The 25,314-nt window shown below is 53.0% G+C and carries 22 protein-coding genes and 2 pseudogenes; 12 read left to right on the forward strand and 12 right to left on the reverse strand.

Annotated elements, in window-relative coordinates:
- Positions 1 to 112 precede the first annotated feature (112 nt).
- Complete coding sequence (locus tag Q4501_RS00115) at positions 113 to 2,170, reverse strand: bifunctional diguanylate cyclase/phosphodiesterase (RefSeq protein ID WP_303593123.1); 2,058 nt, start codon at positions 2,168 to 2,170, stop codon at positions 113 to 115.
- Between the two features lie 417 nt (positions 2,171 to 2,587).
- Here Q4501_RS00115 and Q4501_RS00120 point away from each other — a divergent pair.
- The 7 genes and pseudogenes from Q4501_RS00120 to Q4501_RS00150 form a co-directional block, all read left to right on the forward strand.
- Positions 2,588 to 2,782: pseudogene (locus tag Q4501_RS00120) on the forward strand (hydrolase); the annotation flags it as partial.
- A gap of 75 nt (positions 2,783 to 2,857) precedes the next feature.
- On the forward strand, positions 2,858 to 3,772 hold the full coding sequence (locus Q4501_RS00125; RefSeq protein ID WP_303593125.1) for a pirin family protein: 915 nt from the start codon (positions 2,858 to 2,860) through the stop codon (positions 3,770 to 3,772).
- 240 nt (positions 3,773 to 4,012) lie between these two features.
- Positions 4,013 to 5,263 (forward strand): RNA polymerase sigma factor, encoded by a 1,251-nt coding sequence (locus Q4501_RS00130; protein WP_303593127.1) that lies wholly within the window; start codon positions 4,013 to 4,015, stop codon positions 5,261 to 5,263.
- A gap of 94 nt (positions 5,264 to 5,357) precedes the next feature.
- Positions 5,358 to 5,597 (forward strand): hypothetical protein, encoded by a 240-nt coding sequence (locus Q4501_RS00135; RefSeq protein ID WP_303593128.1) that lies wholly within the window; start codon positions 5,358 to 5,360, stop codon positions 5,595 to 5,597.
- Positions 5,598 to 5,723: 126 nt separating this feature from the next.
- Positions 5,724 to 6,095: a DUF1428 domain-containing protein gene (locus tag Q4501_RS00140; RefSeq protein ID WP_303593129.1), complete on the forward strand. Its 372-nt coding sequence runs from the start codon at positions 5,724 to 5,726 to the stop codon at positions 6,093 to 6,095.
- Between the two features lie 36 nt (positions 6,096 to 6,131).
- Complete coding sequence (locus Q4501_RS00145; protein ID WP_303593131.1) at positions 6,132 to 6,929, forward strand: VOC family protein; 798 nt, start codon at positions 6,132 to 6,134, stop codon at positions 6,927 to 6,929.
- A gap of 65 nt (positions 6,930 to 6,994) precedes the next feature.
- Positions 6,995 to 7,363, forward strand: a complete 369-nt coding sequence (locus Q4501_RS00150; RefSeq protein WP_303593133.1) for a YciI family protein — start codon at positions 6,995 to 6,997, stop codon at positions 7,361 to 7,363.
- A gap of 163 nt (positions 7,364 to 7,526) precedes the next feature.
- Here Q4501_RS00150 and guaA read toward each other — a convergent pair whose 3' ends face one another.
- Together guaA and guaB are read right to left on the reverse strand one after the other, a co-directional pair.
- Complete coding sequence (guaA, locus tag Q4501_RS00155; RefSeq protein ID WP_303593135.1) at positions 7,527 to 9,104, reverse strand: glutamine-hydrolyzing GMP synthase; 1,578 nt, start codon at positions 9,102 to 9,104, stop codon at positions 7,527 to 7,529.
- Between the two features lie 62 nt (positions 9,105 to 9,166).
- Positions 9,167 to 10,630 carry an IMP dehydrogenase gene (guaB, locus tag Q4501_RS00160; protein ID WP_303593137.1) on the reverse strand — a complete coding sequence of 488 codons (1,464 nt, stop codon included), beginning with the start codon at positions 10,628 to 10,630 and terminating at the stop codon, positions 9,167 to 9,169.
- A 236-nt stretch (positions 10,631 to 10,866) separates the two neighbouring features.
- On the opposite strand from guaB, the gene xseA reads away from it, so the two are divergent.
- From xseA to Q4501_RS00175, 3 genes and pseudogenes are all read left to right on the forward strand, one after another.
- Entirely contained in the window at positions 10,867 to 12,243 is a 1,377-nt protein-coding gene (xseA, locus tag Q4501_RS00165) for an exodeoxyribonuclease VII large subunit (RefSeq protein ID WP_303593138.1), read from the forward strand.
- 86 nt (positions 12,244 to 12,329) lie between these two features.
- Positions 12,330 to 14,225: pseudogene (locus Q4501_RS00170) on the forward strand (propionyl-CoA synthetase); the annotation flags it as partial.
- Positions 14,226 to 14,357: 132 nt separating this feature from the next.
- A complete protein-coding gene (locus tag Q4501_RS00175) occupies positions 14,358 to 14,567 on the forward strand; it encodes a cold-shock protein (protein ID WP_303593140.1) in 210 nt (69 codons plus the stop codon).
- A gap of 78 nt (positions 14,568 to 14,645) precedes the next feature.
- On the opposite strand, the gene leuA is transcribed toward Q4501_RS00175, so the two are convergent.
- Positions 14,646 to 16,352 (reverse strand): 2-isopropylmalate synthase, encoded by a 1,707-nt coding sequence (gene leuA / locus Q4501_RS00180; RefSeq protein ID WP_303593142.1) that lies wholly within the window; start codon positions 16,350 to 16,352, stop codon positions 14,646 to 14,648.
- Between the two features lie 145 nt (positions 16,353 to 16,497).
- On the opposite strand from leuA, the gene Q4501_RS00185 reads away from it, so the two are divergent.
- Entirely contained in the window at positions 16,498 to 16,995 is a 498-nt protein-coding gene (locus Q4501_RS00185) for an Lrp/AsnC family transcriptional regulator (RefSeq protein WP_303593144.1), read from the forward strand.
- A 120-nt stretch (positions 16,996 to 17,115) separates the two neighbouring features.
- Complete coding sequence (locus Q4501_RS00190) at positions 17,116 to 18,843, forward strand: proline--tRNA ligase (protein ID WP_303593146.1); 1,728 nt, start codon at positions 17,116 to 17,118, stop codon at positions 18,841 to 18,843.
- A 46-nt stretch (positions 18,844 to 18,889) separates the two neighbouring features.
- On the opposite strand, the gene murB is transcribed toward Q4501_RS00190, so the two are convergent.
- From murB to Q4501_RS00230, 8 genes are read right to left on the reverse strand one after another with little or no spacing between them, the layout of a single operon-like run.
- Entirely contained in the window at positions 18,890 to 19,918 is a 1,029-nt protein-coding gene (gene murB / locus Q4501_RS00195; RefSeq protein WP_303593148.1) for a UDP-N-acetylmuramate dehydrogenase, read from the reverse strand.
- Positions 19,915 to 20,394: a low molecular weight protein-tyrosine-phosphatase gene (locus Q4501_RS00200; protein ID WP_303593150.1), complete on the reverse strand. Its 480-nt coding sequence runs from the start codon at positions 20,392 to 20,394 to the stop codon at positions 19,915 to 19,917. The genes murB and Q4501_RS00200 overlap by 4 nt, the downstream gene beginning before the upstream one ends.
- Positions 20,391 to 21,206, reverse strand: a complete 816-nt coding sequence (gene kdsB / locus Q4501_RS00205; protein ID WP_303593151.1) for a 3-deoxy-manno-octulosonate cytidylyltransferase — start codon at positions 21,204 to 21,206, stop codon at positions 20,391 to 20,393. Before kdsB ends, Q4501_RS00200 begins: the two co-directional genes overlap by 4 nt.
- Before the next feature lie 27 nt (positions 21,207 to 21,233).
- Positions 21,234 to 21,422 carry a Trm112 family protein gene (locus Q4501_RS00210; RefSeq protein ID WP_303593153.1) on the reverse strand — a complete coding sequence of 63 codons (189 nt, stop codon included), beginning with the start codon at positions 21,420 to 21,422 and terminating at the stop codon, positions 21,234 to 21,236.
- A 19-nt stretch (positions 21,423 to 21,441) separates the two neighbouring features.
- Positions 21,442 to 22,479, reverse strand: a complete 1,038-nt coding sequence (gene lpxK / locus Q4501_RS00215; RefSeq protein ID WP_303593155.1) for a tetraacyldisaccharide 4'-kinase — start codon at positions 22,477 to 22,479, stop codon at positions 21,442 to 21,444.
- Positions 22,476 to 24,254, reverse strand: a complete 1,779-nt coding sequence (msbA, locus tag Q4501_RS00220) for a lipid A export permease/ATP-binding protein MsbA (RefSeq protein ID WP_303593158.1) — start codon at positions 24,252 to 24,254, stop codon at positions 22,476 to 22,478. The genes lpxK and msbA overlap by 4 nt, the downstream gene beginning before the upstream one ends.
- On the reverse strand, positions 24,251 to 24,676 hold the full coding sequence (locus tag Q4501_RS00225) for a biopolymer transporter ExbD (RefSeq protein ID WP_303593160.1): 426 nt from the start codon (positions 24,674 to 24,676) through the stop codon (positions 24,251 to 24,253). The genes msbA and Q4501_RS00225 overlap by 4 nt, the downstream gene beginning before the upstream one ends.
- 5 nt (positions 24,677 to 24,681) lie before the next feature.
- On the reverse strand, positions 24,682 to 25,308 hold the full coding sequence (locus tag Q4501_RS00230) for a MotA/TolQ/ExbB proton channel family protein (RefSeq protein WP_303593162.1): 627 nt from the start codon (positions 25,306 to 25,308) through the stop codon (positions 24,682 to 24,684).
- Positions 25,309 to 25,314 lie beyond the last annotated feature (6 nt).

A 25,314-nucleotide genomic window follows, 5' to 3' on the forward strand; every position in this document is an offset into this window, starting at 1 on the left:
CCGACAAATTCGCCAGCGCTCCATCTATCTCCTCATTGCGCTTCGAAAAGAAGCGGCACACATTGCTTTCGGAAAAGTTTGCGCAGTCTTCAACCGCTTCGGTTGGCTTTCATTACTGGTCTTTCGTGTACTGAAAATCGATCAACTCTCCAGGCCGTACGGGCTTGCTTAAGTAAAAACCTTGCGCAATGTCACACCCAAGCTCTTCCAACAAATCAAGTTGCTCTCGTGTTTCAACGCCTTCAGCCACAACACATAACCCCAAACTATGGGCCATCGCTATTGTTGCAGTTACCAGTGAGCGGTCTTCGCTTTTGTAAGTTATTCCATTGATAAAACTACGATCAATTTTAAGGATATCAAATGAGTACTGCCGCAAATAACTTAACGAGGAGTATCCTGTCCCAAAGTCATCCATGGAAAGCTGTACACCCAGGTCATGGAGTCGGTGTAGCGCGTCATCTACATAGGATTTTCCGATCATTAGAACGCCTTCGGTAATCTCGAACTCCAACCGCTCGGGACTCACGCCCGCTGAATCAAGGCTATTCTTTACGAAACCGATCAACTCCTCATCCCTGAATTGGCGCGGAGACAGGTTGACTGCCATCGTATAATTTCTTTGACTAACGCGTTCCCATTCAACTAAAAACTTAATTGACTGAGCAACTACATACTTCCCAATAGGCACGATTAAACCTGTATGTTCTGCAATTGGGATAAACTCATCTGGCCCGACATTACCCAGTTTTGGGCTGTGCCAGCGTAGAAGCGCTTCTGCACCTATAATACTTTTGTTTTTTAGATCAAATTTGGGCTGATAAAAAACCTCAAACTCGTTGCGCTCCAACGCGCCGTGTAGTTGATCTTCGACCTCAAGGCGGCGCAAGACCATGTCGTTCATGTCTTTTGTAAAAAACGAATGCGTATTTCGCCCTGAGGCTTTTGCCTGATACATTGCGGTATCGGCATTTCTCAACAAATCATTCGCACTGACCCCATTATCGGGATAAACAGCAATGCCAATGCTTATTGTCAGAACAAGCTCCCTCCCATCGATTCCAAAAGGCTCTCTGAATATCTTGAGCAGGTTTTCTACGACAGTTACGGTCTCAGCGTAATCGGTTAACGATCGTAGCAGAATAATAAATTCGTCACCGCCTAGACGACCTACGGTGTCTGATTTCCGAACAGCCTGATTTAATCGATTAGCAGCCTCAATGAGCAGCTTATCGCCTACTTCATGACCAAGCGAATCGTTAACTTTTTTGAAATCATCTATATCCAGAAAAAGAACTGCAAATTTTTCAGAAGTTCTCTCCATATCCCGGATCATCTGCGATAAACGATCAAGGCAAAGAAACCGATTCGGTAGCGATGTCAAAGCGTCAAAATAAGCCTGTTTACGAATGAGCTCAGCAGAGTTGTGCTGCTCGGTAATATCGCGAACGATGATCAGAATTTGCTTGTTATCCTTCAAATGGCTAATTCGTGCTTCGAAATAACTAACACCACTTGGAAACTCTAAATCATATTCAAAACTTACAACATCTCCATAATCAATAGCTTTTTTAGTATTTACACTAAGGTTTTCTTTAATTTTATCAGGCAACAAATCTGAAAGATTATTCCCAATAATGTTATTCGGCATAGCGTAGAGCTTTTTACTATCGCCAGCGTGAAAGTTTATTACTACCCCCTCTTCCGACATCAGAAAAAACAGGTCTGGTGTCGCGGAAAAAACTGCTTTTAACAAATTTTCCCTCAAGGTGGCTTGGGCTTTTGCTTTTTTAACATCGGCGAGGTCGATATCGATGCAATACATCTCGCATTCGCCACTGGCATCAAAAAACATTACGTGGCTGGAAAAAACATTTACATCGCGATCGTTTTTATCTCGAAGAATAATTTCTGAAGCAGGGATTTCAACGCCTTTATCGACCCATTCTTTATGTGCGGCGATAATCTCCTCGCGCATGCTGCCAGGAATAATCAGCTCCTCCAGCTTCCTACCGATAGCCTCTTCTTTCGTGTAACCATAAAGCAGCTCACTACCTACATTCCAATAGACAACTCTGCGCTCTTCGTCGTACCCCTGGACAGATATGGCGTCAACAGCATCAAATAATTGATGAACAGAATCTCTGGTAGCTGCTTGGCGGTTTGTCATATTGCTAATCTGCCTGTCTCCTAGCTAAATGAACTATAGACGTTAAACACTCGACTAAAACAATACACAGGATGACTCGTTTTAGCGCTTTATACCGAACCTTAACAGACGCCTCTTACCTTCAGGTATGGTCAAATAGTCACAGCTTGTAAACCATTTCTAACCATTTTTTTACCACGCACAAAAAAAGCCTCCTGCTAAGAGGGCATTTTTCGCCATATTCCATTTTCTCGATTGCTCGACATCTTCCAGCAAACGCCTGTCACCACCCGACAACAAAAAACAGAAATAATGCACTATAATCATTAACTTATTATCCCATAACTTTACAAGGTCATGGAAGAAACCAATCAACGCTCTAACTGAAGGTAATAGACCTCGACGAGAGAGTAGCACCACATGGATAATTTCTTTTGGATGACCCGTGACACGGCGTGGGATCGCATGACACAAGCCAGGGCACAACCGATGACTTGGTTTGGCACGGCCTGTGAGCTGCATTGTGCCTGGCGAAACGATATAGAAGGGCTAGGAGCACTGTTCTCCAACCACCCCCCCCCCGACTATCGCAACCTGAGTACCAGCTTCACCGCTTTAACCAGCGAAGACTGAGTTTTCGTGCCAGACTAAAGGGTGCCCCGCCCCCTTTTTTTCAAAGGTTTTCACAGGTTTTCATAGGAGCTGATTATGAGTAATCTCGCCTCTGAACTGATTCAGGATTGCAGCGTTATCAGTGGCTGCAGCGCGTTAGAGCTGGTACTCAAACCCAAGGATAAAGATCTGGGTGGCTTTCGTGTGCGCCGTACCCTGCCCACCAAGGAGTGTCGTAGCGTCGGCCCTTGGGTATTTTTCGATCATATGGGCCCGGCTCACTTCGAAAAAAATCAGGGCATAGACGTGCGACCTCATCCTCATATTGGCCTTGCAACTGTCACTTACCTGTTTGAAGGTGAAATGCTGCACCGGGATTCACTCGGCACTGAAGCGCGGGTATTGCCCGGAGACATCAATTTGATGGTGGCTGGTCGTGGCATTGTGCACTCTGAACGCCAGCGCGACGAGATTAAAGCGGGCCCGCAGAATATTCACGGCTTGCAATTATGGCTTGCATTACCCACTGACCTGGAGCAAACCGAGCCTGGTTTTTTCCATTATGACAAGACTGAAATTCCCGAGGCGGAACCAAACGGTGTGCCGGTAAGAGTCATGATGGGCTGCGCTTATGGCGTCACCTCGCCGGTAAAAACTTTATCTGAAACCCTGTACATAGAGGCGCGCCTGAAAGCCGGGCAAACCCTCGTATTGCCCGAAGCGGAGGAAAAGGCCCTGTATATTGTCAAAGGAACAGTGGCCTTACGCGAGACCAGATTGGACGAACACAGCATGGCAATCTTTGGCAATGAGTCCGGCATCACAGTGACTGCACAGCGCGATACCATGCTGGCGATAGTCGGTGGTGCACCAGTGGGCAAACGCTATATGGAATGGAATTTTGTCGCAAGCGACAGGTCACTGATTGAACAAGCCAAAGCCGACTGGAAGGCTAACCGCTTTGCCAAGGTTCCTGGCGACGAGCAGGCGTTTATTCCTCTTCCGGAATAACAATAAATATGACACCCGTTGCTCTGATAAAGGGCAGAGCAACGCTTTTGTACACCATCACTACCGAAGCAAAAGCAGATCTCACCAGTCGCCCCCTACCCCGCTTTTCGCTATGGTTAAGGTTCGCGTTTCCAGCACACTTTAGGGCAAAAAATCCGCCGCATACGTTAGATTACGGTTCCATGGATGCAGAAATCGACGCTGCCTAGACGATCGTCACCACGGATTATAGACTGCAGTATGAAATCCCTTTCCGTTGAACAGCGTATTACAACAATCTATACCAACGAATCCCGCCGGGTGCTGGCCACCTTAATACGCCTATTGCAAGGAAACTTCGACCTCGCTGAGGAAGCCATGCAGGACGCCTTTGTCGCGGCCCTTGCACAGTGGCAACGCGATGGTGTTCCCGACAACCCCCGGGCCTGGCTGATATCTACCGGTCGGTTTAAAGCTATCGACCGGATACGAAAAAACACCAGCCAGGATCATCACCTGCAAGCTTTTGCTCACACACTGAGCGCCGAATTAGCAACCGAGCTCCCGGACGACGATGATGCCATTGAAGACGATCGCCTGCGGCTGATATTTACCTGCTGCCACCCCAGCCTGGCCATGGAGGCTCGTATCGCACTGACCCTACGAGAGGTTTGCGGGCTGACCACCGAGGCCATTGCCGCGGCCTTTCTCGTACCTGTGCCAACCCTGGCCCAGCGCATTGTGCGGGCAAAAAATAAAATCCGTGATGCGGTAATTCCCTACGATGTGCCTGAGCCGGAACAACTGCCAAAGCGCCTGGAAGCGGTCCTGCCGGTTATTTACCTGGTTTTTAATGAAGGCTACTCGGCGTCCAGCGGTGGCAAGGTGGTCCAGCGAGATTTATCGGCGGAGGCCATTCGCCTCGGCAGACTGCTGAGCGACTTACTGCCCCACGCCGACGCCGACGGCCTGCTGGCGCTCATGCTGTTACACGATGCCCGACGCGCAGGTCGCACCAACGCCAACGGTGATTTAATTCCCCTGGAGGAACAAGATCGCAGCCTATGGAACCGCGCACAGATCCGCGAAGGTTGTGAACTTGTGGTACAGGCGCTGAAGGCCGGCCCACCGGGGATCTACACCCTACAGGCTTCCATCGCAGCCGTTCATGCCGAGGCTCCGAGCGCAAAGGAGACCGACTGGGCGGAAATCACCGGTCTTTACGATATTCTTCTCCGCATCAACCCCTCCCCTGTGGTGCAGCTTAACCGCGCCGCCGCCCTAGCCATGCGCGATGGACCAGAGGCCGGCCTTGAGGCCATCGATAAGCTCATGGGGCTGAAGAACTTAAAACACTATTACCTGCTATACGCCGCCCGCGCGGACCTGTTTCGCCGAATGGGGCTGTCACAGGAAGCGACCTGCTGCTATCAGCAAGCACTGGATCTCACACAGCAGGAGCCGGAGCGCCGCTTTCTGCAACAGCGCCTGAGCACACTGCAAAATAATTAAATAAATTTCTCGACACTGTCGAAACTGCGGGTCAACCAACGACTATGAGGTAACAACACACTAATACTGACCCATAGCCAAGGAGGCTCTTGCAATGACCGACATAATTTTCGTCATGTTATTCACCCACGATAAATGGCGTCACTTCACCAGTCGTCCTATCCCGCTTTCCAGTAGCAGCGAAGTAATGCTCTGCGTGTCACTGAGCCGCCACATTATGAATAAGGCCGCCGTCCATGGCGGCACTGCAGACATCAATCCTGTTCAGGACCATGGGTTAATGCTTAGCCAATCCGGATGGCCATCTATGGAAAGCCATGTGGATGGGCCCTGAGACAATCTCCGCATAAGGAAACAATACTTAAAAAATTTGCCCTGTCCTGTCGATTTCCAAGGTGCTTCAACGACTACTTAGGGCTTATTGGTACCAGGTGCCACCAACAACCCGAGGAACCGAAACATGAGTTATATCGACGGAATTATTTTGGCTGTTCCCAAAGCCAATAAAGAAAAGTTTATTCGCCACGCTGAAACCGCCGACCCGGTTTTTTTGGAATGGGGCGCCACCCGTGTTCTCGAATGCTGGGAAGACGACGTGCCCGACGGCAAGGTCACAGACTTTCGCCGGGCGGTACAGGTAGCAGACGGCGAAGCGGTGGTGTTTTCCTGGATCGAATGGCCAGATAAAGCCACCCGAGATGCCGGGATGGAAAAAATGATGGCGGCAATGGATACCGACCCGCGCATCAACCCGGAGAACAACCCTATGCCTTTTAATGGTATGCGCATGATCTTCGGTGGCTTTACTCCCGTGGTAACACTCGAAAGATAGTCACCGCTCATTCACTGGCAATTGCAGGAGAATCCCATGCGCAATCGACATGGCGAGTTTATCTGGTACGAATTATTAACCGACAACTGTGATGCGGCATTCTCTTTTTACCGTGCACTACTGGGCTGGCAGGCTACGGATAGCGGTCAGGCGGGTATGGACTACAGGATTCTCCACGCCCAGGATAAAGACAGTGGCGAATATCACGATATTGGCGGCCTGATGCAGTTAACCGACGAAATGAAACAGGGCGGCGCCAGGCCCTTATGGTTGGGCTATATCGGCGTGGACGATGTGGATCAGACTCTTGCCCGCATCCTCGCCACCGGCGGGCAACTGCAAATGCCGGCCAGGGATATTCCCCGGGGCGGGCGTATCGCCATGGTGACCGACCCGCAGGGCACGCCATTTTATGTAATGGGGAGCCTGAGCGATGAAACCAGCTTGGCTTTTGCTTTCGACAAGCCCCGCGTCGGCCACTGCGCCTGGAATGAACTGGTCACCACCGACCCCGAAGCGGCAAAAAATTTCTACTTCACCGAATTTGGCTGGAGCAAAGATGGTGAGCTGGAGATGGGGCCGATGGGTGTCTACGAATTTATCCGCCACAACGGTGTAATCGGTGCCCTGATGCCCACAACTGACGAAACACCCACACCCATGTGGCACTACTACTTTCGCTGCGTGGATATTGATGACGCTTGCGAGGCTACCATTAAGAACGGCGGGCAAATTCTAAACGGGCCCGATGAAATTCCCGGCGGAGACTTTATCGCCAGAGGTATCGACCCACAGGGTGCACTGTTTGCTCTCGTAGGCACAAGAAGAGCTTAACACCGGGCGACGGTTGCTCCTGAACGAGACTAATAGTAGATAACAAAAAACACATGAGGCCAAAAATGAAATACTTATGTTTAGTGTATTACGACGAAAAGAAAATGCAGCAACTCTCCCAGCAGGACTGGGACACCCTCAATCGCGAATGCATCGAGTGCGTTGAGGGATTAACCCAAGGCGGCCACTTTCTCGATGGCGCGCCTCTGCTGTCCACCGACACCGCTACCACCCTGCGCATGCGGGATAACAAGCCATTGATTACCGATGGACCCTTCGCAGAGACAAAAGAGCAACTGGCCGGATTCTACATGCTTGAAGCCCGGGACATGAATGAAGCCATTCGCCTGGCGGAAAAAATTCCACCGGCACGCTACGGCTGCGTAGAGATCCGTCCTGTGCGGGAGCTGCTGGGGCAGGACAACAACCGTTAGTGAATGGCCAGCAATGTAAACAACAACCTCCGAGGAGAATCTCATGCCAGACCAACAAGAAACCGACAGGAGTCTCTTGAGCAACTTGCCAAGCTGGTTGGGCCCGAGATTCCTGCTCATCCTTAAGCAATGAAATCGGGTGTCATCTACTGACTAATGCTGGTCACTCCCACTCGATTGTCGCTGGCGGTTTTGAAGACACGTCGTAGGTCACCCGAGAAACACCGGTGATCTCGTTAATAATGCGGTTCGACACTGTTTCCAGCAGTTCGTACGGCAAGTGCGCCCAGCGCGCGGTCATGAAATCGATAGTTTCCACGGCACGCAGTGCAATCACCCACTCATAGCGACGAGCGTCGCCCACTACACCAACCGACCGTACCGGCAGAAACACTGCGAAGGCCTGACTGGTCTTGTGGTACAGATCGGCACGATGGAGTTCTTCGAGGAAGATAGCATCGGCGCGGCGCAGGATATCGGCGTATTCCTTCTTCACTTCTCCCAGAATACGAACGCCCAAACCTGGCCCCGGGAATGGATGGCGATAGACCATATCGTATGGCAAGCCCAGCTCAAGCCCGATTCGGCGAACTTCGTCTTTGAAAAGTTCCCGCAACGGCTCGACCAGTTTCATTTTCATGGTTTCGGGCAGGCCACCCACGTTGTGGTGCGATTTGATTACATGGGACTTGCCGGTTTTAGAGGCTGCAGACTCGATCACATCGGGATAGATGGTGCCCTGGGCCAACCAGTTTACATCTTTAATGCGCGTGGCCTCTTCGTCGAACACGTCAATAAAGGTGTTACCGATAATCTTACGCTTTTGCTCCGGGTCGCTAACACCCTTCAGGTTGGTCAGGAAACGCTCTTCGGCATCGGCGCGAATGACTTTGACGCCCATGCTGCTACCGAACATGTCCATCACCTGGTCGCCTTCGTGCAAGCGAAGCAAACCGTTGTCCACGAATACACAGGTAAGCTGGTCACCAATGGCCTTGTGGAGAAGCGCTGCCGTTACAGACGAATCCACACCGCCAGACAAGCCCAGCAACACTTTGTCGGAGCCAACCTGTTCACGGATCTTTTGTACTGCGTCGTCGACAATCTTGGCGGGAGTCCATAGCGCTTCACAGCCACAGATGTCTCTCACGAAATGCTCAAGAATCCTTTTACCCTGCAGTGTATGGGTCACTTCCGGATGAAATTGCAGGCCGTAAAGATTACGCGACAGGTCCTGCATGGCGGCAACAGGCGCACTCTCAGTTGATGCCAAAAGCTCAAAGCCCTCAGGCATGGCCACAACCTTGTCACCGTGGCTCATCCACACATCCAGAAGGGATTCACCTGTGGCTGTCAGGTGATCAGTAATGTCCTGCAGAAGCGGGCCCTTGGCGCGCACTTTGACCTGTGCATAACCGAATTCACGCTTTTCGGAGCTGGCTACCCGTCCGCCCAGTTGTTCGGCCATAGTCTGCATGCCATAGCAGATACCCAACACCGGAATACCACGATCAAACAACCCTTCAGGCGCACGTGGGCCACCAAGTTCTGTGACCGATTCGGGGCCACCGGCCAGCAGAATGCCTTTGGGGTTGAACGCCTGCAGCTCTTCGTCAGTGATATCGAAAGCGCGAACTTCACAATACACACCGATTTCACGTACGCGGCGGGCAATCAACTGAGTGTATTGGGAACCAAAATCCAGAATCAGGATACGGTGGTCGTGAATGTTATGGGCCATAGAATCCTCGAAGAAAATAAACTGTGCGGCTCCGGTCGGAGCCGCACCCAGGCTGTCTGCTCTTAGCTGACGCGGTAGTTTGGCGCTTCTTTGGTAATGGTGACGTCGTGTACATGGCTTTCACGCATGCCGGCGCCGGTAATGCGCACAAAGCGGGGTTTGGTGCGCATCTCTGTTATATCTGCACTACCTGTATAGCCCATGGATGCACGCAGCCCACCGATTAGTTGGTGGATAATATTGCGCATCGGCCCCTTGCAGGCAACACGGCCCTCGATACCTTCCGGCACAAGCTTCTCAATACCTTTACTGGCATCCTGGAAGTAACGATCACTGGAGCCCTGCCCCATGGCACCCAATGAGCCCATGCCGCGGTACGCCTTGTAGCTGCGCCCCTGATAAAGTTCAATTTCACCAGGTGCTTCATCGGTACCAGCAAGCAGGCTACCGATCATCACACAATGGGCGCCAGCAACTATAGCTTTGGAAATATCGCCGGAGAAGCGTATGCCGCCATCAGCAATCAGCGGAACGTCCCGGTCTTTAAGCGCTTCTGCGACGCTGGAGACTGCCGAAATCTGCGGCACACCTACGCCCGCCACAATGCGGGTGGTACAGATAGATCCGGGGCCAATACCCACTTTAACAGCGTCAGCACCAGCATCGGCCAGAGCCACAGCCGCTTCACCCGTGGCAATATTGCCGCCGATCACCTGTACGTCAGGGTAGTTGTCCTTGATCCAGCGAACACGCTCAATCACGCCGCGAGAATGGCCGTGAGCAGTATCAACAACAATCACATCCACGCCAGCATCGGCCAGAGCAATTACACGGGCTTCTGTATCCCCTCCGGTACCAACCGCCGCGCCTACGCGCAAACGCCCCTGGCTGTCTTTACATGCCAGCGGATAATCCTTGGACTTCTGGATATCTTTCGCGGTAATAAGGCCCCGGAGCTGAAAATCGTCATTTACCACCAGTACTTTTTCGATACGGTTGCGATGCAACAGCTCTTTGACTTCGTCCAGGCTCGCGCCCTCGTTTACCGTCACGAGCTTCTCTTTCGGTGTCATTATCTGATGCACCGGTGTATCCATACTGCTCTCGAAACGGATATCCCGGCCGGTAACTATGCCAACCAGCTCGGTTCCGTCAACGACTGGCAAACCGGAAATGTTGTTCGCCAGGGTGATTTCTACCAGCTCACGAACAGTGTTTTTCGGGCTTACAGTGATCGGGTCTTTTACCACGCCGCTTTCGAACTTTTTCACCTTGCGTACTTCAGCAGCCTGCTGATCCGGGTTCATGTTCTTGTGCATAATGCCAATGCCGCCTTCCTGCGCCATGGCAATCGCCAACTCCGCATCCGTTACCGTGTCCATGGCCGAAGACACCAGCGGAATGTTCAGAGTAATGTTCCGGGTCAGTCTGGTGCGCAGGTCCGCCTGGTGGGGCAAAATATCGGAATAACCAGGCACCAGCAGAACGTCATCAAATGTGAGAGCTTCTTCGGCAATTCGCAGCATTGGGATAGGCCTTTTGAACGTGCTAAATTTGAACCTTCCGTGCGGCACCTATTGATGGAACTTATCCATTAAAAGGGTGCAGCCGCAAAGTAAAATGCGTAATCGAGCTATTATAAAGAGGTGTCGCAGGTCAGTAAACTGCACAGTTCACCGCTACAAACCGCATGCGATTGAAATTCCAGCACTTTACATTCATTATTTTCGGCTATTGCGTATAAGCCGGTCAGGAGTTTTTGGTGAACAACCTGTTTCAGGACACCCGGCCCAGAGCGCTGAGCGTCAGCGAACTTAACCACCAGGCCAGGCACCTTCTGGAATCCAGTTTTATGCAGGTCTGGGTAGAAGGCGAGTTATCAGGCTTTTCACGGCCTTCATCCGGCCACTGGTATTTTTCGCTGAAGGACCGTAAGTGCCAGATTCGCTGTGCCATGTTCCGAGGGCTGAACCAGCGTATTCGCGATATACCGAAAGAAGGTGACCAGGTTCGTATTCGCGGCAAAGTAACCCTGTACGAAAACCGGGGCGACTTCCAGATTATCGTTGAACATATTGAGCCCGCAGGCCTTGGCGCCTTGCAGCAGGCCTTCGAGGAGTTAAAGCGCAAACTACAGGCCGAAGGCCTGTTTGAGGCGGGACGAAAAAAAGACGTCCCTACACTGCCTGCTCACATTGGCGTTGTAACCTCTCCATCGGGTGCAGCCGTACACGATATTCTTACGGTTCTGGCGCGGCGCTGTCCTGCTATACCGGTTACGCTCTACCCGACAAGCGTGCAGGGCAAGCCAGCTACCGCAGAAATTGTTCGGGCTATTGGGCTCGCTCAGGCTCATGGCGTGGCCGATGTATTGATCATCGGGCGTGGCGGTGGCTCCCTGGAAGATCTTTGGTGCTTTAACGAAGAAGCTGTGGCACGTGCAATCTCATCCTGCACCATCCCTACCGTGAGTGCCGTTGGCCATGAGACTGACGTTACTATCGCAGACTTTGTGGCGGACCTTCGGGCACCGACACCCTCCGCCGCCGCGGAAAAAGTATCGCCCGACCAGCGAGATATGCTCCGGCAAATCAATGACCGGGAGTTCCGCTTGGCAAATGCCGCCCGCAGAGCACTCCAGCGACTGAACACAAGGCTTGAGCATCTTGCCGCGCGCTTGCGCGATCCCCGACGGGAACTACTGGAAAAGGCTCAGCGCCTGGATGATCTCGAACTTCGGCTGGGCAAGGCCATGGCACAACGCCTGGACCGCTCACAGGTGCGCAGAACCCACCTGGCCCAACGACTCGCCATGCAATCTCCCGGCAAACAGCTTGCAACCAGTCGCGAAGCACTGGAACGGTCTGCCTCACAGCTGGACAAAGCTCTCCAGCAAATCCTGGCCAGACTCCAGGAACGGCTGGAGTACACGGCAGCAAGCCTGAACCTTGTGAGCCCGCTGGCTACACTGGGACGCGGCTACGCTATCGTTCGCGATGAGCATGACAACATCGTCCGTAATGCAAGCGATGTCTCTACCGGCGACCGGATCTCCGCGCATCTGGCAAACGGAACTCTCGAGGCCGAAGTAAAATCTGCAAATACTGATAACCGGCAATCCCAAAACGCCGGGGACTAAGCCAATGGTCTACTGGATCACTGCCTCAAAGTGCCTACAGTTGGAGCTACTGAAAACAGAATAACAACTGGCACAACGAGGCAGAATGTATGGACTACAACTCTGAGTTCCGGAGATCCATTGATAAACCGGAAGAGTTCTGGCGTGAGCAAGCAGGTCAAATTGACTGGGCACAGTCACCGGAAACTATCTGGCAAGCTACCGACAACGGACATGGCCAGTGGTTTCCCGACGGCACACTCAATACTTCCGATATAGCACTGGACGCCAATGTCCGGGCTGGCCGAGGCGACCAGAAAGCTCTCATATACGACTCCCCCGTTACAGGTGCCAAGCTCAGCTATACCTACAGTGAACTGACAAATGAGGTCGCCCGCTTTGCTGGTGCCCTGAAAGCTCAGGGAATCAAAAAAGGTGATGTGGTCATCATCTATATGCCGATGATTCCGGAAGCGGCTATTGCGATGCTGGGCTGCGCCCGTATAGGCGCCGTCCACTCCGTGGTCTTTGGGGGCTTTGCAGCACATGAGCTTGCGGTACGAATTGAAGACGCTCAACCAAAAGCAGTGATTACAGCATCTTGTGGCATCGAAGTAACGAAAGTAATTGAATACAAACCGCTCGTCGATAAAGCCATTGAGCAAGCCTCACATAAGCCGGATTTCTGCGTTGTTTACCAACGTCCACAGGCGCAGGCCAAGATGCTGGATGGCCGGGATCACGACTGGAGTGATTTGATGGCAGAGGCTGTGCCGGCAGATCCCGTGCCAGTGAAAGCAACCGACCCGCTTTACGTGCTTTACACCTCCGGCACCACCGGCAAACCCAAAGGGGTTGTGCGAGATAACGGTGGGCACGCTGTCGCTCTCAAATACAGCATGAAGCTGGTATATGGCGCCAACCCGGGTGACATTTTCTGGGCAGCGTCGGATGTGGGCTGGGTAGTGGGCCATAGCTATATTGTGTATGCCCCATTGTTCGCAGGCTGCACAACGATACTCTATGAAGGCAAGCCGGTCAGGACACCCGATGCCGGGGCTTTCTGGCGGGTCGTTCAGGATCACGGTGTTAATCTTCTGTTTACCGCGCCTACGGCCTTCCGTGCCGTGCGCAAAGAAGACCCCGAAGCAGACCAGCTTTCACGTTACGACATCAGTTCGTTGCGCAGTATCTTCCTTGCCGGTGAACGCCTGGACCCCCCAACCTATGAGTGGCTCAGGGAGCACACTCAGCTCCCGATACTGGATCATTGGTGGCAAACCGAAACCGGCTGGGCGATATGCTGCAACCCGGTAGGAATCGAGACCATGGCAACCAAGCCGGGCTCGGCAACCGTTCCTTCCCCTGGCTACAACGTGCAGGTTGTGAGCCTTGATGGCAGTCAGATGCCAGCGGGCGAACAGGGTCAGATTGCGGTCAAACTACCACTGCCTCCGGGGTGCCTGACAACCGTTTGGGGTGATGACCAGCGCTTCCGGAACAGCTATCTCGACCCCATTCCCGGCTTCTACAGTTCAGGGGATGGCGGCTTTATTGACGAGGATGGCTATGTCTTTGTAATGGGGCGCACCGACGACGTGATTAACGTTGCAGGTCACAGACTTTCAACCGGCGAAATGGAAGAAGTGGTCGCGTCTCACCCGGCTATAGCAGAATGCTGCGTGGTAGGCGCGCACGATGACATGAAAGGTCAGATTCCGCTTGGCCTGGTGCTGATCAAAGACGGCGCTACTATCGATCATGATGAGCTGGAAGAAGAGCTTGTTGAGATGGTCCGGGACAAAATTGGTGCAATCGCGTGTTTCCGCAGAGCTTTGGTGGTCGATCGGTTACCCAAGACCCGTTCCGGCAAAATCCTGCGCCGGGTTATTCGACAGATTGCTGATGGCGAGGAATACGCCGTTCCAAGCACCATCGATGATCCGGCGATCCTGGAGGAGATCAGTGAACAGTTCGGTCGAGGCTCTTCCAAAAAAATATAAAGCATTGTTTTAAAAGGACTTAAAAGCGAATAAAAAACATTGACGACCCCCAAACTCGGTCTATACTGAAATTGCTGTGGAAAATCTTCAGTGCCCCGTGGGGGGGAAATCTCAGAAATACAGGAAAGATCAATGTCCGATACAAAGACAGGCACAGTAAAGTGGTTTAATGAATCAAAGGGCTTCGGCTTCATAGCTCAGGATGGCGGTAGTGACGTCTTCGTACACTACAGTGCTATTACCTCGAGCGGTTTCCGCACCCTGACAGAAGGTCAGCAGGTGCAGTTCACCGTCACACAGGGCCCCAAAGGCCCCCAGGCGGAGAACGTAACCCCAATTTGAGGCTACACCGTTCGCCCTCTGCCCCTCACGGGCATGAGAAAAAACGCCGGCATTTTTGCCGGCGTTTTTATATTCATATCAAGCGCTTATAGCACGCTCTTTTATATTTTCCTGAATGGGCTTTATCTCTCCCACCTGCCCTGAAACCTGAGCGACGGCGGAAAACAGCGCCTGCAGAGTTGCGGAAGTGGTATCCTCGGCCAGCGCAGCAGCACTGCAATGCTTTCCGTCTGCAGTCAGGCGTATACAAGCCAGAGCATTGGCACCTGTGCCTTCTCCAAGGGCAAATTCGTCATACGCTTCTACCGCTATTTTAAACCCGAAACGGTTCTCGAGCGCAGAAGAAACCGCCTCCACCGCACCGAGACCGCGACCTTCAAGGCGCACAGGAGCCGACTCAAAACCGAACGTAACTTCAGCACGCACGCCTTGGTCATCCCGGTGCAAATCATAGGCACGCAGCGCCCATTCGTCATGGACCTTCAAATAGCGTCGTTCGAACAGGCTGTGAATGGACATTGAGTCAATTTCGCCGCCGTTGGTTTCTGCAGCCTTCTGAACCTCCTTACTGAACTCGATTTGCAACCAGCGTGGCAAGCTGATGTTGTAATCCCGTTCAAGGACATAAGCGACACCGCCCTTGCCCGACTGGCTGTTAATGCGAACAACTTCCTCATATCGGCGGCCCAGATCGAACGGATCGATTGGCAGATAAGCCACATTCCAGGTGTCTCCGTCTTTTCTTAGCGCCAGACACTTGCGAATCGCGTCCTGGTGACTTCCGGAGAATGCAGTAAAGACCAGTTCGCCAGCGTAGGGGTGGCGTGGATGAGTCGAGATTTCAGTGCAAGCCTCAACAACCTCAGTAATCTCCGACATACCGGACAAATCCAGCTCAGGATCAATACCCTGGGAATACAGGTTCATGGCCATGGTCACCAGGTCCATATTACCTGTACGCTCTCCGTTGCCCATTAACGTTCCTTCAACACGGTCTGCACCGGCCATAACAGCAAGCTCTGCAGCAGCAACACCGCACCCTCTGTCGTTGTGGGTGTGCACACTGATGCTGACGTGCTCGCGACGAAGAATTTTGTCACAAACCCACTCGATCTGATCGGCGAACACGTTTGGGGTAGCCATTTCTACAGTGGCAGGCAAGTTAATGATAACCGGCTGCCCCTCGTCCGGGCGCCATACCTCTGTCACCGCATCGATAACTTCAACAGCAAAGTCCAGCTCGGTTCCGGTAAAGCTCTCCGGGGAATACTGAAACGTCCATTCGGTGTCCGGATAGCGCGCCGCAAAATCCTTGACTACCTGAGCGCCGCGAACAGCGATATCACAGATGCCCCGACGATCCAGCCCGAACACCTGCTCCCGCTGAACAGTCGACGTAGAATTGTAGACGTGAACAATCGCGCTACGAGCACCGCGCAACGCCTCGTATGTACGTTCGATCAACTCTGGCCGGGCCTGGGTCAGCGCCTGAATTTTCACATCGTCGGGTATACGATTTTCTTCAATCAACTTACGACAGAAATCAAAATCCGGCTGGCTAGCCGCAGGAAATCCGATTTCGATTTCCTTGAAACCCAGCTTTACGAGCAAATCGAACATACGCTGTTTTTGCGCCACATTCATGGGCTTTACCAGAGCCTGGTTGCCATCGCGGAGATCCACAGCACACCAGGTCGGTGCCTTTTCGATAACCTTATCGGGCCAGCGCCGATCTTTTTTTGCTATCGGCCGGAAGGCTGGGTATTTGCGATGATCAAAAGCCATATCCTGGTACTCCGTTACGTTTCTCGGGTTTGCATCAATATGACTTAGCTTAACCTGTTCCTCGGGGCATTTGGTTGCTAAATTGAGGCCGAAAACGTACTTTTAGGGCTATATATTCCAACAATCTCTTCAATGCGGCCATTTTATGTCTCTAAAGCCCGAAATACTTGTTCAAATTGATAAAACCGACCGGCGTATTCTGGCCCAGATCCAGAAAGACGCTTCCCTCACCAACCAGCAGCTTGCAGAAAAAGTGGGGCTATCTCCTTCTCCGTGCCTGCGGCGGGTTCGGGCGCTTGAGGACGCAGGGATCATAGTGCGCACGGTAACGATTCTTGATCATAAAAAACTGGGGCTCTCCCTGACCGCCATTATCCTGATCGGAATGGACAGGCACACGCCTGAACGTTTCGCAGCCTTTGAAGAACAGGTCGGCGAATACCCTGAGGTTCTGGAGTGCTATCTGGTTACCGGGCACGATGCAGATTACATGTTGAAAGTGGTGGTGCCAGATATGGATCATTACCATCATTTTCTGCTCAACCGGATTACCCGGATCCAAGGCGTCAGCGGTGTTCACTCAAGCTTCGTACTAAAGCGTGTTATCGACAGCACCGCCCTGCCTCTTGGGTATCTGTCCTGAAGCCGAATACGCTTGCCCGATAACCACACTTGCCATCTGTACGTTATGCCGTCGGCTCCGTACAATAACCAACACTTTGCGAAACACCCTTCTATGAAACACCAATGAACGGAAACCACGATGCGAGCAAGCCGTTACCTGATTGCAACCCAGAAAGAGACACCTTCTGACGCTGAGGTTATCAGCCACCAGTTGATGCTGCGCGCCGGCATGATCCGAAAACTGGCGGCAGGCCTTTATACCTGGCTGCCCATGGGCCTGAGAACCCTGCGCAAGGTTGAGCGGATTGTACGGGAAGAAATGGACAAGAGCGGCGCGCAGGAAGTGCTCATGCCTGCAGTTCAGCCTGCGGAACTGTGGCAGGAGTCCGGTCGTTGGGAGCAATACGGTGGCGAACTGCTGCGAATGAACGACCGCCATGGCCGTGAATTCTGCTTCGGACCCACCCACGAGGAAGTTATTACCGATCTGATCCGCAATGAGCTGAAAAGCTACAAGGAGCTGCCCGCTAACTTCTATCAGATCCAAACCAAGTTCCGCGACGAACGCCGCCCCCGTTTCGGGGTTATGCGCGCCCGGGAGTTCATCATGAAGGATGCATACTCCTTCCACGTTAGCGCAGAATCCCTGGATGAAACCTACCAGGTTATGCACCGCACCTACTGCGCCATTTTCGACCGCCTGGGCCTGGACTACCGTCCGGTTCAGGCAGACTCAGGCGCCATTGGTGGCAGCGCATCCCATGAGTTTCACGTTCTCGCCTCGTCGGGTGAAGACGACATAGTGTTCAGCACAGAGAGCGATTACGCTGCCAACATCGAAAAGGCCGAAGCGGTTGCCCCATCCGGCGAACGTGCTGCACCGACAGAAGAGCTTCAGGAAGTAGCAACCCCGGATCAGCGTACCATTGAGGCTATCTCACAATTTCTCAGTATTGACGCTGCCCGAACGGTAAAAACGATATTGGTTAAAGCCGAATCAGACGGCGAAGGCGATGCGGGCCTTATCGCCTTGATACTGCGCGGCGATCACACACTGAACGAAATCAAGGCGGAGAACCTGGAAGGAGTGGCAGAGCCTCTAACCATGGCAACCGACCAAGAGATCGAAGCGGCCGTTGGTTGCAAACCGGGCTCTATTGGCCCGATAAACCTGCAAGTGCCGGTTATCGTGGATCGCAGTGCAGCTCACGTGGCGGATTTCGTTTGCGGCGCCAACAAGGAAGGCTACCACCTGACTGGCGTTAACTGGGAGCGGGATATGCCACTTGGCCGGGTTGAAGACCTCCGCAACGTTGTAGAAGGCGACGCCAGCCCCGATGGCAAAGGCACACTAGAGATACGCAGAGGCATTGAAGTTGGCCATATTTTCAAACTGGGCAACAAATACAGCACCGCTATGAACGCCACGGTACTTGATGAAAATGGAAAAACCGTGATTATGGACATGGGCTGCTACGGTATTGGCGTTTCCCGCATTGTTGCCGCATCAATCGAACAGAACCACGATGACAAAGGCATTATCTGGCCCGATGCGATTGCTCCGTTCCAGGTGGCCATTGTTACGCTCAACGCCCATAAAACACCTGCTGTGGCCGAAGCCGGTGAGAAACTTTACGAGCAGCTAACGCAGGCAGGCTATGACGTGCTGCTGGACGACCGCAAGGAACGCCCCGGTGTAAAGTTCGCAGACATGGAGTTGATCGGCATCCCTCACCGTTTCGTGATTTCCGATCGCGGGCTTACCGCTGGCACTCTCGAGTACAAAGGGCGCAGAGACGCGGACAAGCAGGACATCGCAATCGAGGACGCACTCCCGCTCCTCACCAAGGCATCGCCTGTCAAATAACCCCTGGTTCCGCCTGGCGGGCGGCTGCGTGTTCAGGTATGGACATTCAGCCGCCTACGATGCCCGGCTCCATTTCCAGATCTACACCAAAACGTTTCTTTACCGACTGGCGAATATCTGATGCCAGCTCAAGCACATCCTGACCCGACCCACCCGAATGGTTGATTAACACCAACGCCTGACGGTTGTGAACACCAACGCGGGCATTACGGTAACCTTTCCATCCACTCTGATCTATCAACCAGGCTGCTGCCAGCTTGACTGTCTCTTTCTGGGGGTAGCCGACGACACCAGGGTGACCGGCCTGCAACCGGCTGAACTGCTCGCAAGAGACCACGGGGTTTTTGAAAAAGCTGCCAACGTTCGGAATAATATCCGGATCCGGCAGCTTGCGACGACGGACAGCCATCACGGCCTCGGCAACTGTCAGCGCATCCAGCCCCTGAGAAAGCGTGTTCCCCAGATATTCTTGAAGGTCTTTATAGCCAAGCTGTAAAGGTTTCTCGCGAGACAGACGAAGCCGGATCTCGGTAATGATGTAACGACCAGGCGAGCGCTTGAACAGGCTGTCACGGTAAGCAAAACCGCACTGCGCGTTATCGAGGCAAACAACTTCAGCGGATTTGCGGTCCAGTGCCGTCACTGAAACCAGCGTGTCACATAGCTCGACACCATAAGCACCTATATTCTGAACCGGCGCTGCGCCAGCAGTACCCGGTATCAAAGCGAGGTTTTCAATACCCCTGTACCCTGCACCCGCGGCATACAACACCGCTTCATGCCAGCTCTCACCGGCACCCAAAACAAGGGTTGCCCCGGTGTCGTCAACCTGTTCCCAACGACGCGCAGCTATCTGCATACGGATAACGAGGCCACTAAAGTCACCCCCAAAAACAAGGTTGCTTCCACCACCAAGCACCAGGGTTTCGAGCTCGTTCTTTTCCGCCCACGCCAGTGCCCGCCGTAAATCATCCAGGCTCACAACATCCATGTAATATCGTGCTGTTGCGGATACGCGCAGAGTATTGAGCTTTGTAAGCCCGACATTTTCCTGCAACTCCGCATGCTGGTTCACGCCAGACGCTCCTGAATATTACGGAGCAAGCCCTCACCTGCCTCTTCAATCAGATCAAGCACTTCTTCAAACCCGTCCTCGCCACCGAAATACGGGTCTGGAACCTCAGCCAGGCCGGAGCGGCCGTATTCCAGAAACAACTTGGGTTGCGTACCACCATTCTGGTGCCAGATGTCTTTCACATCAGCCAGATTTTGGCGATCCATCACAACCACGTAATCGAAGGTATCCAGGTCTTTTTCTGTGAATTGACGAGCCTTGAGCGCGCTTATGTCAAAGCCACGCTTTAATGCAGCTTCCTGTGACCGCTGATCTGGCCCCTTCCCTATGTGCCAGTTACTGGTACCACAGGAATCGATATAAATACGGTCCTGCAATCCGGCTTGCTCTACCAGTTTTCTAAAAACGCCTTCTGCAGTTGGAGAACGACAGATATTACCGAGACACACGAAAAGCACACTGGCAGGCTTACTCATACCCCGTTTTCTCCCTTCTCATCAGCTTTGGTCATCCAGGCTCTGACCCGCTGCAAATCTGCTTCGGTATCAACGCCTGCCGGTGGCGTACCGGCCGCTACCTCCACGTGAATCCTGGCACCATTATAAAGTGCTCGAAGCTGCTCCAATGACTCCACTTGTTCAGCAGGTGCCGGTGACCAGCTGACAAAACGACTGAGTACACTGGCCCGGTATCCGTAAATACCTATGTGCCGGAAATACCCGGCACCATCCCTGAGTGCAGCGCCAGCATTCAGGCCCGAAAGGTTACCTTCGCGCATATCGCTCCAGTGATCACGTGCCCAGGGAATGGGTGCCCGGCTGAAGTAATGCGCCATGCCATCCAGGTCAAACACCACTTTTACAACATTCGGGTTGAAAACCTGGTCGATGTCATGAAGGCGCTCGCAGAGTGTTGAGATGGCAGCCTCCGGGTAGCGCTCAAGGTTATCGGCAACCTGGTCTATCAAACGTGGCGGGATCAAGGGCTCATCGCCCTGAACATTAACAACGCGGTGGTCTGCATCGAGACCGAGTTTACGCACAACTTCTTCCAGCCGATCGGTACCGCTGACATGGTTGGATGACGTCATCACAACTTCGGCACCAAACGCCTCGCAGGCGACCTGGATGCGCGGATCATCGGTCGCAACAACGACGCGGCTTGCCCGGCTTTCGGCCGCTCGCTCACATACGTGCTGGATCATCGGCTTGCCGGCGATATCAAGCAGTGGCTTACCGGGCAAACGGGTAGAGGCATATCGGGCCGGAATCACAACCGTAAAAGACATGGGGATTCGATCCTGCAGAGAGCTGTTTCAGTTTTTGTGAAGGCGTTCGTCGGTAGAAAGAGTGCGGGCCTCGGTGGCCAACATGACAGGAATGCCTTCGCGGATAGGAAAAGCCATGGCGTCCTGATAGCAAACCAGCTCAGTTCTGGCCTCATTGAGCTTCAGATCACCTTTACAGACCGGGCAGGCCAACAAGGCCAAGAGTTTTTTATCCATAGTTCAGTCTCACTGACAGTTAAGAAGTCGATGGCCCGCAGCACGCCCGCAATTTCGCAAGGACGGCTTCTGAGAACGCCGCTGGCAATTCAGCCTCAACATAAAGCACCCAGGCATTATCCGGGGCGAAGCCACGGCATTTGACCCCGTCTTTGGCAGTCATCACTAGCATGTGACCGGGCTCTGTGCCGAGATCCTCAGGGCGGAAACGATGATGATCAGGAAAAGGCACGGCAATTGATTTTGCACCCAGGGCTTTGAGTGTATCGAAAAAGCGCGTGGGGTTTCCGATGCCCGCGATTGCACGAATTTTCTGACCTTGAAGGCTTTTGGGTGATCTGGTCTCACCTGTTTTCAGGTTTACCAGGCGCGTTGGCTTGAGCCTCATGGCATACATTTGCGGATGTTTAATGCCCCCGAACGCGTGTGATGGGACAAGACCGTTTTCATCGGCGGTGTCAGTACCATTCACAACAACAAAATCCACGCTATTCAGACGGCTGACGGGTTCACGCAGAGGCCCGACCGGAATCAAGGCGCCGTTTCCTAAACCGCGGGCGCCATCAAAGACAGCCAACTCGATATCTCTCGGCAACCGATAGTGCTGAAGGCCATCATCACTAATGAGGACATCACCCAGGGCATTATCCAGCGCAAAGGCAGCACCCCGGCGGCGATCGGGATCAACCACAACCGGCACAGAGGTTGCCTGGGCGAGCATCACGGGCTCGTCCCCTGCAAGCGACGGCAGGGTGTCTTCGGTGACCAGAAGCGGATAGCCTGTCGCTTTGCCGCCATAGCCACGACTGAGAATAACCGGGCGCCAACCGGCAGACCGGATTTCATCGACAAGCCAGGCCGTTAACGGCGATTTCCCCGTACCGCCTGCGGTGATATTACCCACAACAACGACAGGAACAGGCAGCTTCTTTGAGAATGTATCACGGGCTTTTTGCCGCCGCGCTTCAGAGACCGCCCGGTACATCCAGGAAAACGGCGACAGAATAAGGAGTGGGCGACCCTTACCGTACCAAAGGCGCTCTATGAGAGAAGTCATGACTGCTCACGGAATTGCATCTGATGTAGCTGAGCATAGGCACCGCTACGAGCAAGAAGCTCGTCGTGAGCGCCAGATTCAATAATGCGACCGTTCTCCATAACAAGAATCCGGTCTGCCTTTTCAATGGTCGAGAGCCTGTGGGCGATCACCAGCGTAGTCCTACCCTGAATAACAGTTTCCAGCGCTTCCTGGATATGACGCTCCGATTCGCTGTCCAATGCTGATGTCGCCTCGTCCAGAATCAGGATAGGCGCGTCTTTAAGCAATGCTCTGGCAATTGCCAGGCGTTGTCGCTGTCCGCCTGAAAGCATGACGCCGTTATCTCCGATCATGGTATCCAGGCCATCCGGCATGCGATCGATGAATTCCAATGCATGAGCTTTCGCAGCGGCTTCCCGGATTTCATCCCGGGAGCAATTCCTGAGGGCCCCGTAAGCTATATTGGCAGCGATAGAATCGTTAAACAGCACAACGTTCTGAGTGACCAAGGCAATCTGGGATCGCAGCGCCTTGAGAGAAAAGTCTTTAAGCGAATGCCCGTCTATCCTGATATCGCCATCGGTGTACTCGTAAAATCTTGGCAGCAGGCTCACCATTGTTGACTTCCCGCTACCTGAACGCCCCACGAGCGCCACACTCTTCCCTGCCGGAATTTCGACAGAAACATCTTTCAGCACATCGTCGAGCTGATCCCGGTATCGGAAGGAAACCCTATCAAACTCGATATCCCCATCGACGCGTTCGGGCGCATAGGAACCCGGATCCTGCTCCGGAACCTCATCAACCGTTTCAAATACATCGTAGGCGGCCGCTACGCCTTTCTGGATCTTGGCGTGAACCGAGGTAACCTGACGAATTGGCTTGGCCATGGTTGTAGCAGCCGTGATAAACGCCACCAACTGACCTGTTGTCATCTCGCCGCGTATCTCTGGTGCAAGCATGGTCCAAACCAGCGCTGCAATCGCAATTGCCACCAGCGTCTGAATCACCGGAATACTGATTGCCTGGGTGGAAGCCATCTTGAGACTTTGCTTTAAGTTATTCTCGTTAACCTTCTGAAAACGCTGTTTTTCATACTCAATTCCACCAAAAGTACGAACAACCCGATAGCCAGCAATAGACTCCGACGCCACATGGGTGATATCGCCCATAGAGCCTTGAATGCGCTGACTGATCTTGCGAAAGCGCTTGCTCGCATAGCTGACAACTGCTGCGATCAACGGACCAACGGCAAGAAATACCAGCGTCAGTTTCCAGTTTGTGTAGAGCATGAATCCGAGCAGACCTATGATTGTCAGGCCTTCCCTCAGCGTTATGGTTATAGCGTTGGTTGCAGCTTCCGCCACCTGCTCGACGTTAAAGGTCAGTTTTGATACCAGCCTCCCGGCCGCGTTCTCATCAAAATAACGAGATGGGAGTGTCATCAGACGATTGAATACATCATTGCGAAGCGCATTGATAACCTGCCGTCCCACGTAACTGATGAAATACTGGCTCATAAATGTTCCGACACCACGGAAAGAAAACACCCCGACAATCAGAAACGTCAGTAGCAAACGATTCTGATCCGTGGGGTTTTCGATGGCGGCGATGACATACTCCATGGCGGCTGCCATTCCAGTGGAGGCCGCGGCATAGATTACGTTGCCAACTACAGCGAGAGAAAATGCCAGCCAGAAGGGCTTTACATATGTCAGCAGTCGTTTGTAGGTCGGCCAGCTGTCACCAACCTTGAGGCTTTTGGGATCAGATAGCGACTCAGCACGACTCACTGGTTGTCTGCCTCACGCTCGGTGGTAATGCTCAGCCTGGAAAACCCCAGGCGACCTGCGACGTCCATCGCTCTTACAACATACTCATGGGGAGTACGGGCATCCGCAGTGATAATAAACGGCAGACCGGTGTCACCTTCAGCCAATTCTTTCACGCCCCGCTCCAGGGTCTCACGGCGGTTATTGACTAAGGTCTTGCTGTTTAGCACGTACTGACCTTCTGCGTTGATCACCACGTCGATTTGCTCCAACTCCGCGGGCGAAGCGGGCTCACCACTGGCTTCAGGCAATTCCACCTGCAAATGACTTTCGCGAGTGAACGTCGTAGAGACCATAAAGAAAATCAGCAACAGGAAAACCACATCGATCAGCGGCGTCAGATCTACTCCGACTTCCTGGCTTCTCTGGCGTGTGAACTTCACGGTGCTCAGGCCCCTTCCACGTCGATTTCGCGGTCGCCATGAACAACTTCAACAAGCTTGATAGCTTCCTGCTCCATGCCCACAACCAGCTCGTCTACCCGCCTGATAAAATATCGGTGACATATCAATGCCGGGATAGCGACACTCAAACCGGCCGCCGTAGTAATCAAGGCCTCGGAGATGCCACCGGCGAGGTTTCCGGCATTCCCTACACCGGCAAGCTGGATTTCAGCAAATACCTTGATCATGCCGATCACGGTACCCAGAAGACCAAGCAGAGGGGTGATTGTTGCAACGGTGCCCAAGGGGTTCAGGAAGCGCTCCAGATCGTGAATGACCTGGCTGGCCTCATGCTCAATGCTTTCCTTCATGATCTCACGGCCATGCTTGGCATTGATCAGGCCGCCAGCGAGAACACGACCCATCGGCGAAGAGCTTTGCAGCGCCTTCAGCTTTCGGCCATTAAGCTCTTTTTTCTTGATCCAGCGCCACAGCTCATTAATTGTCTGAGGCGGTGCAACCCTGGATGCTCTCAGCGTCCAGAAACGCTCCAGAATAATCGCAAGCGCCAAAATGGAACAGGCAACGATTGGCACCATCAGAATGCCACCAGCTTTCAACAGCTCGAACACGCTTGA

It is taken from the genome of Marinobacter sp. 2_MG-2023 (genome assembly GCF_030546935.1).
Classification (GTDB): Bacteria; Pseudomonadota; Gammaproteobacteria; order Pseudomonadales; family Oleiphilaceae; genus Marinobacter.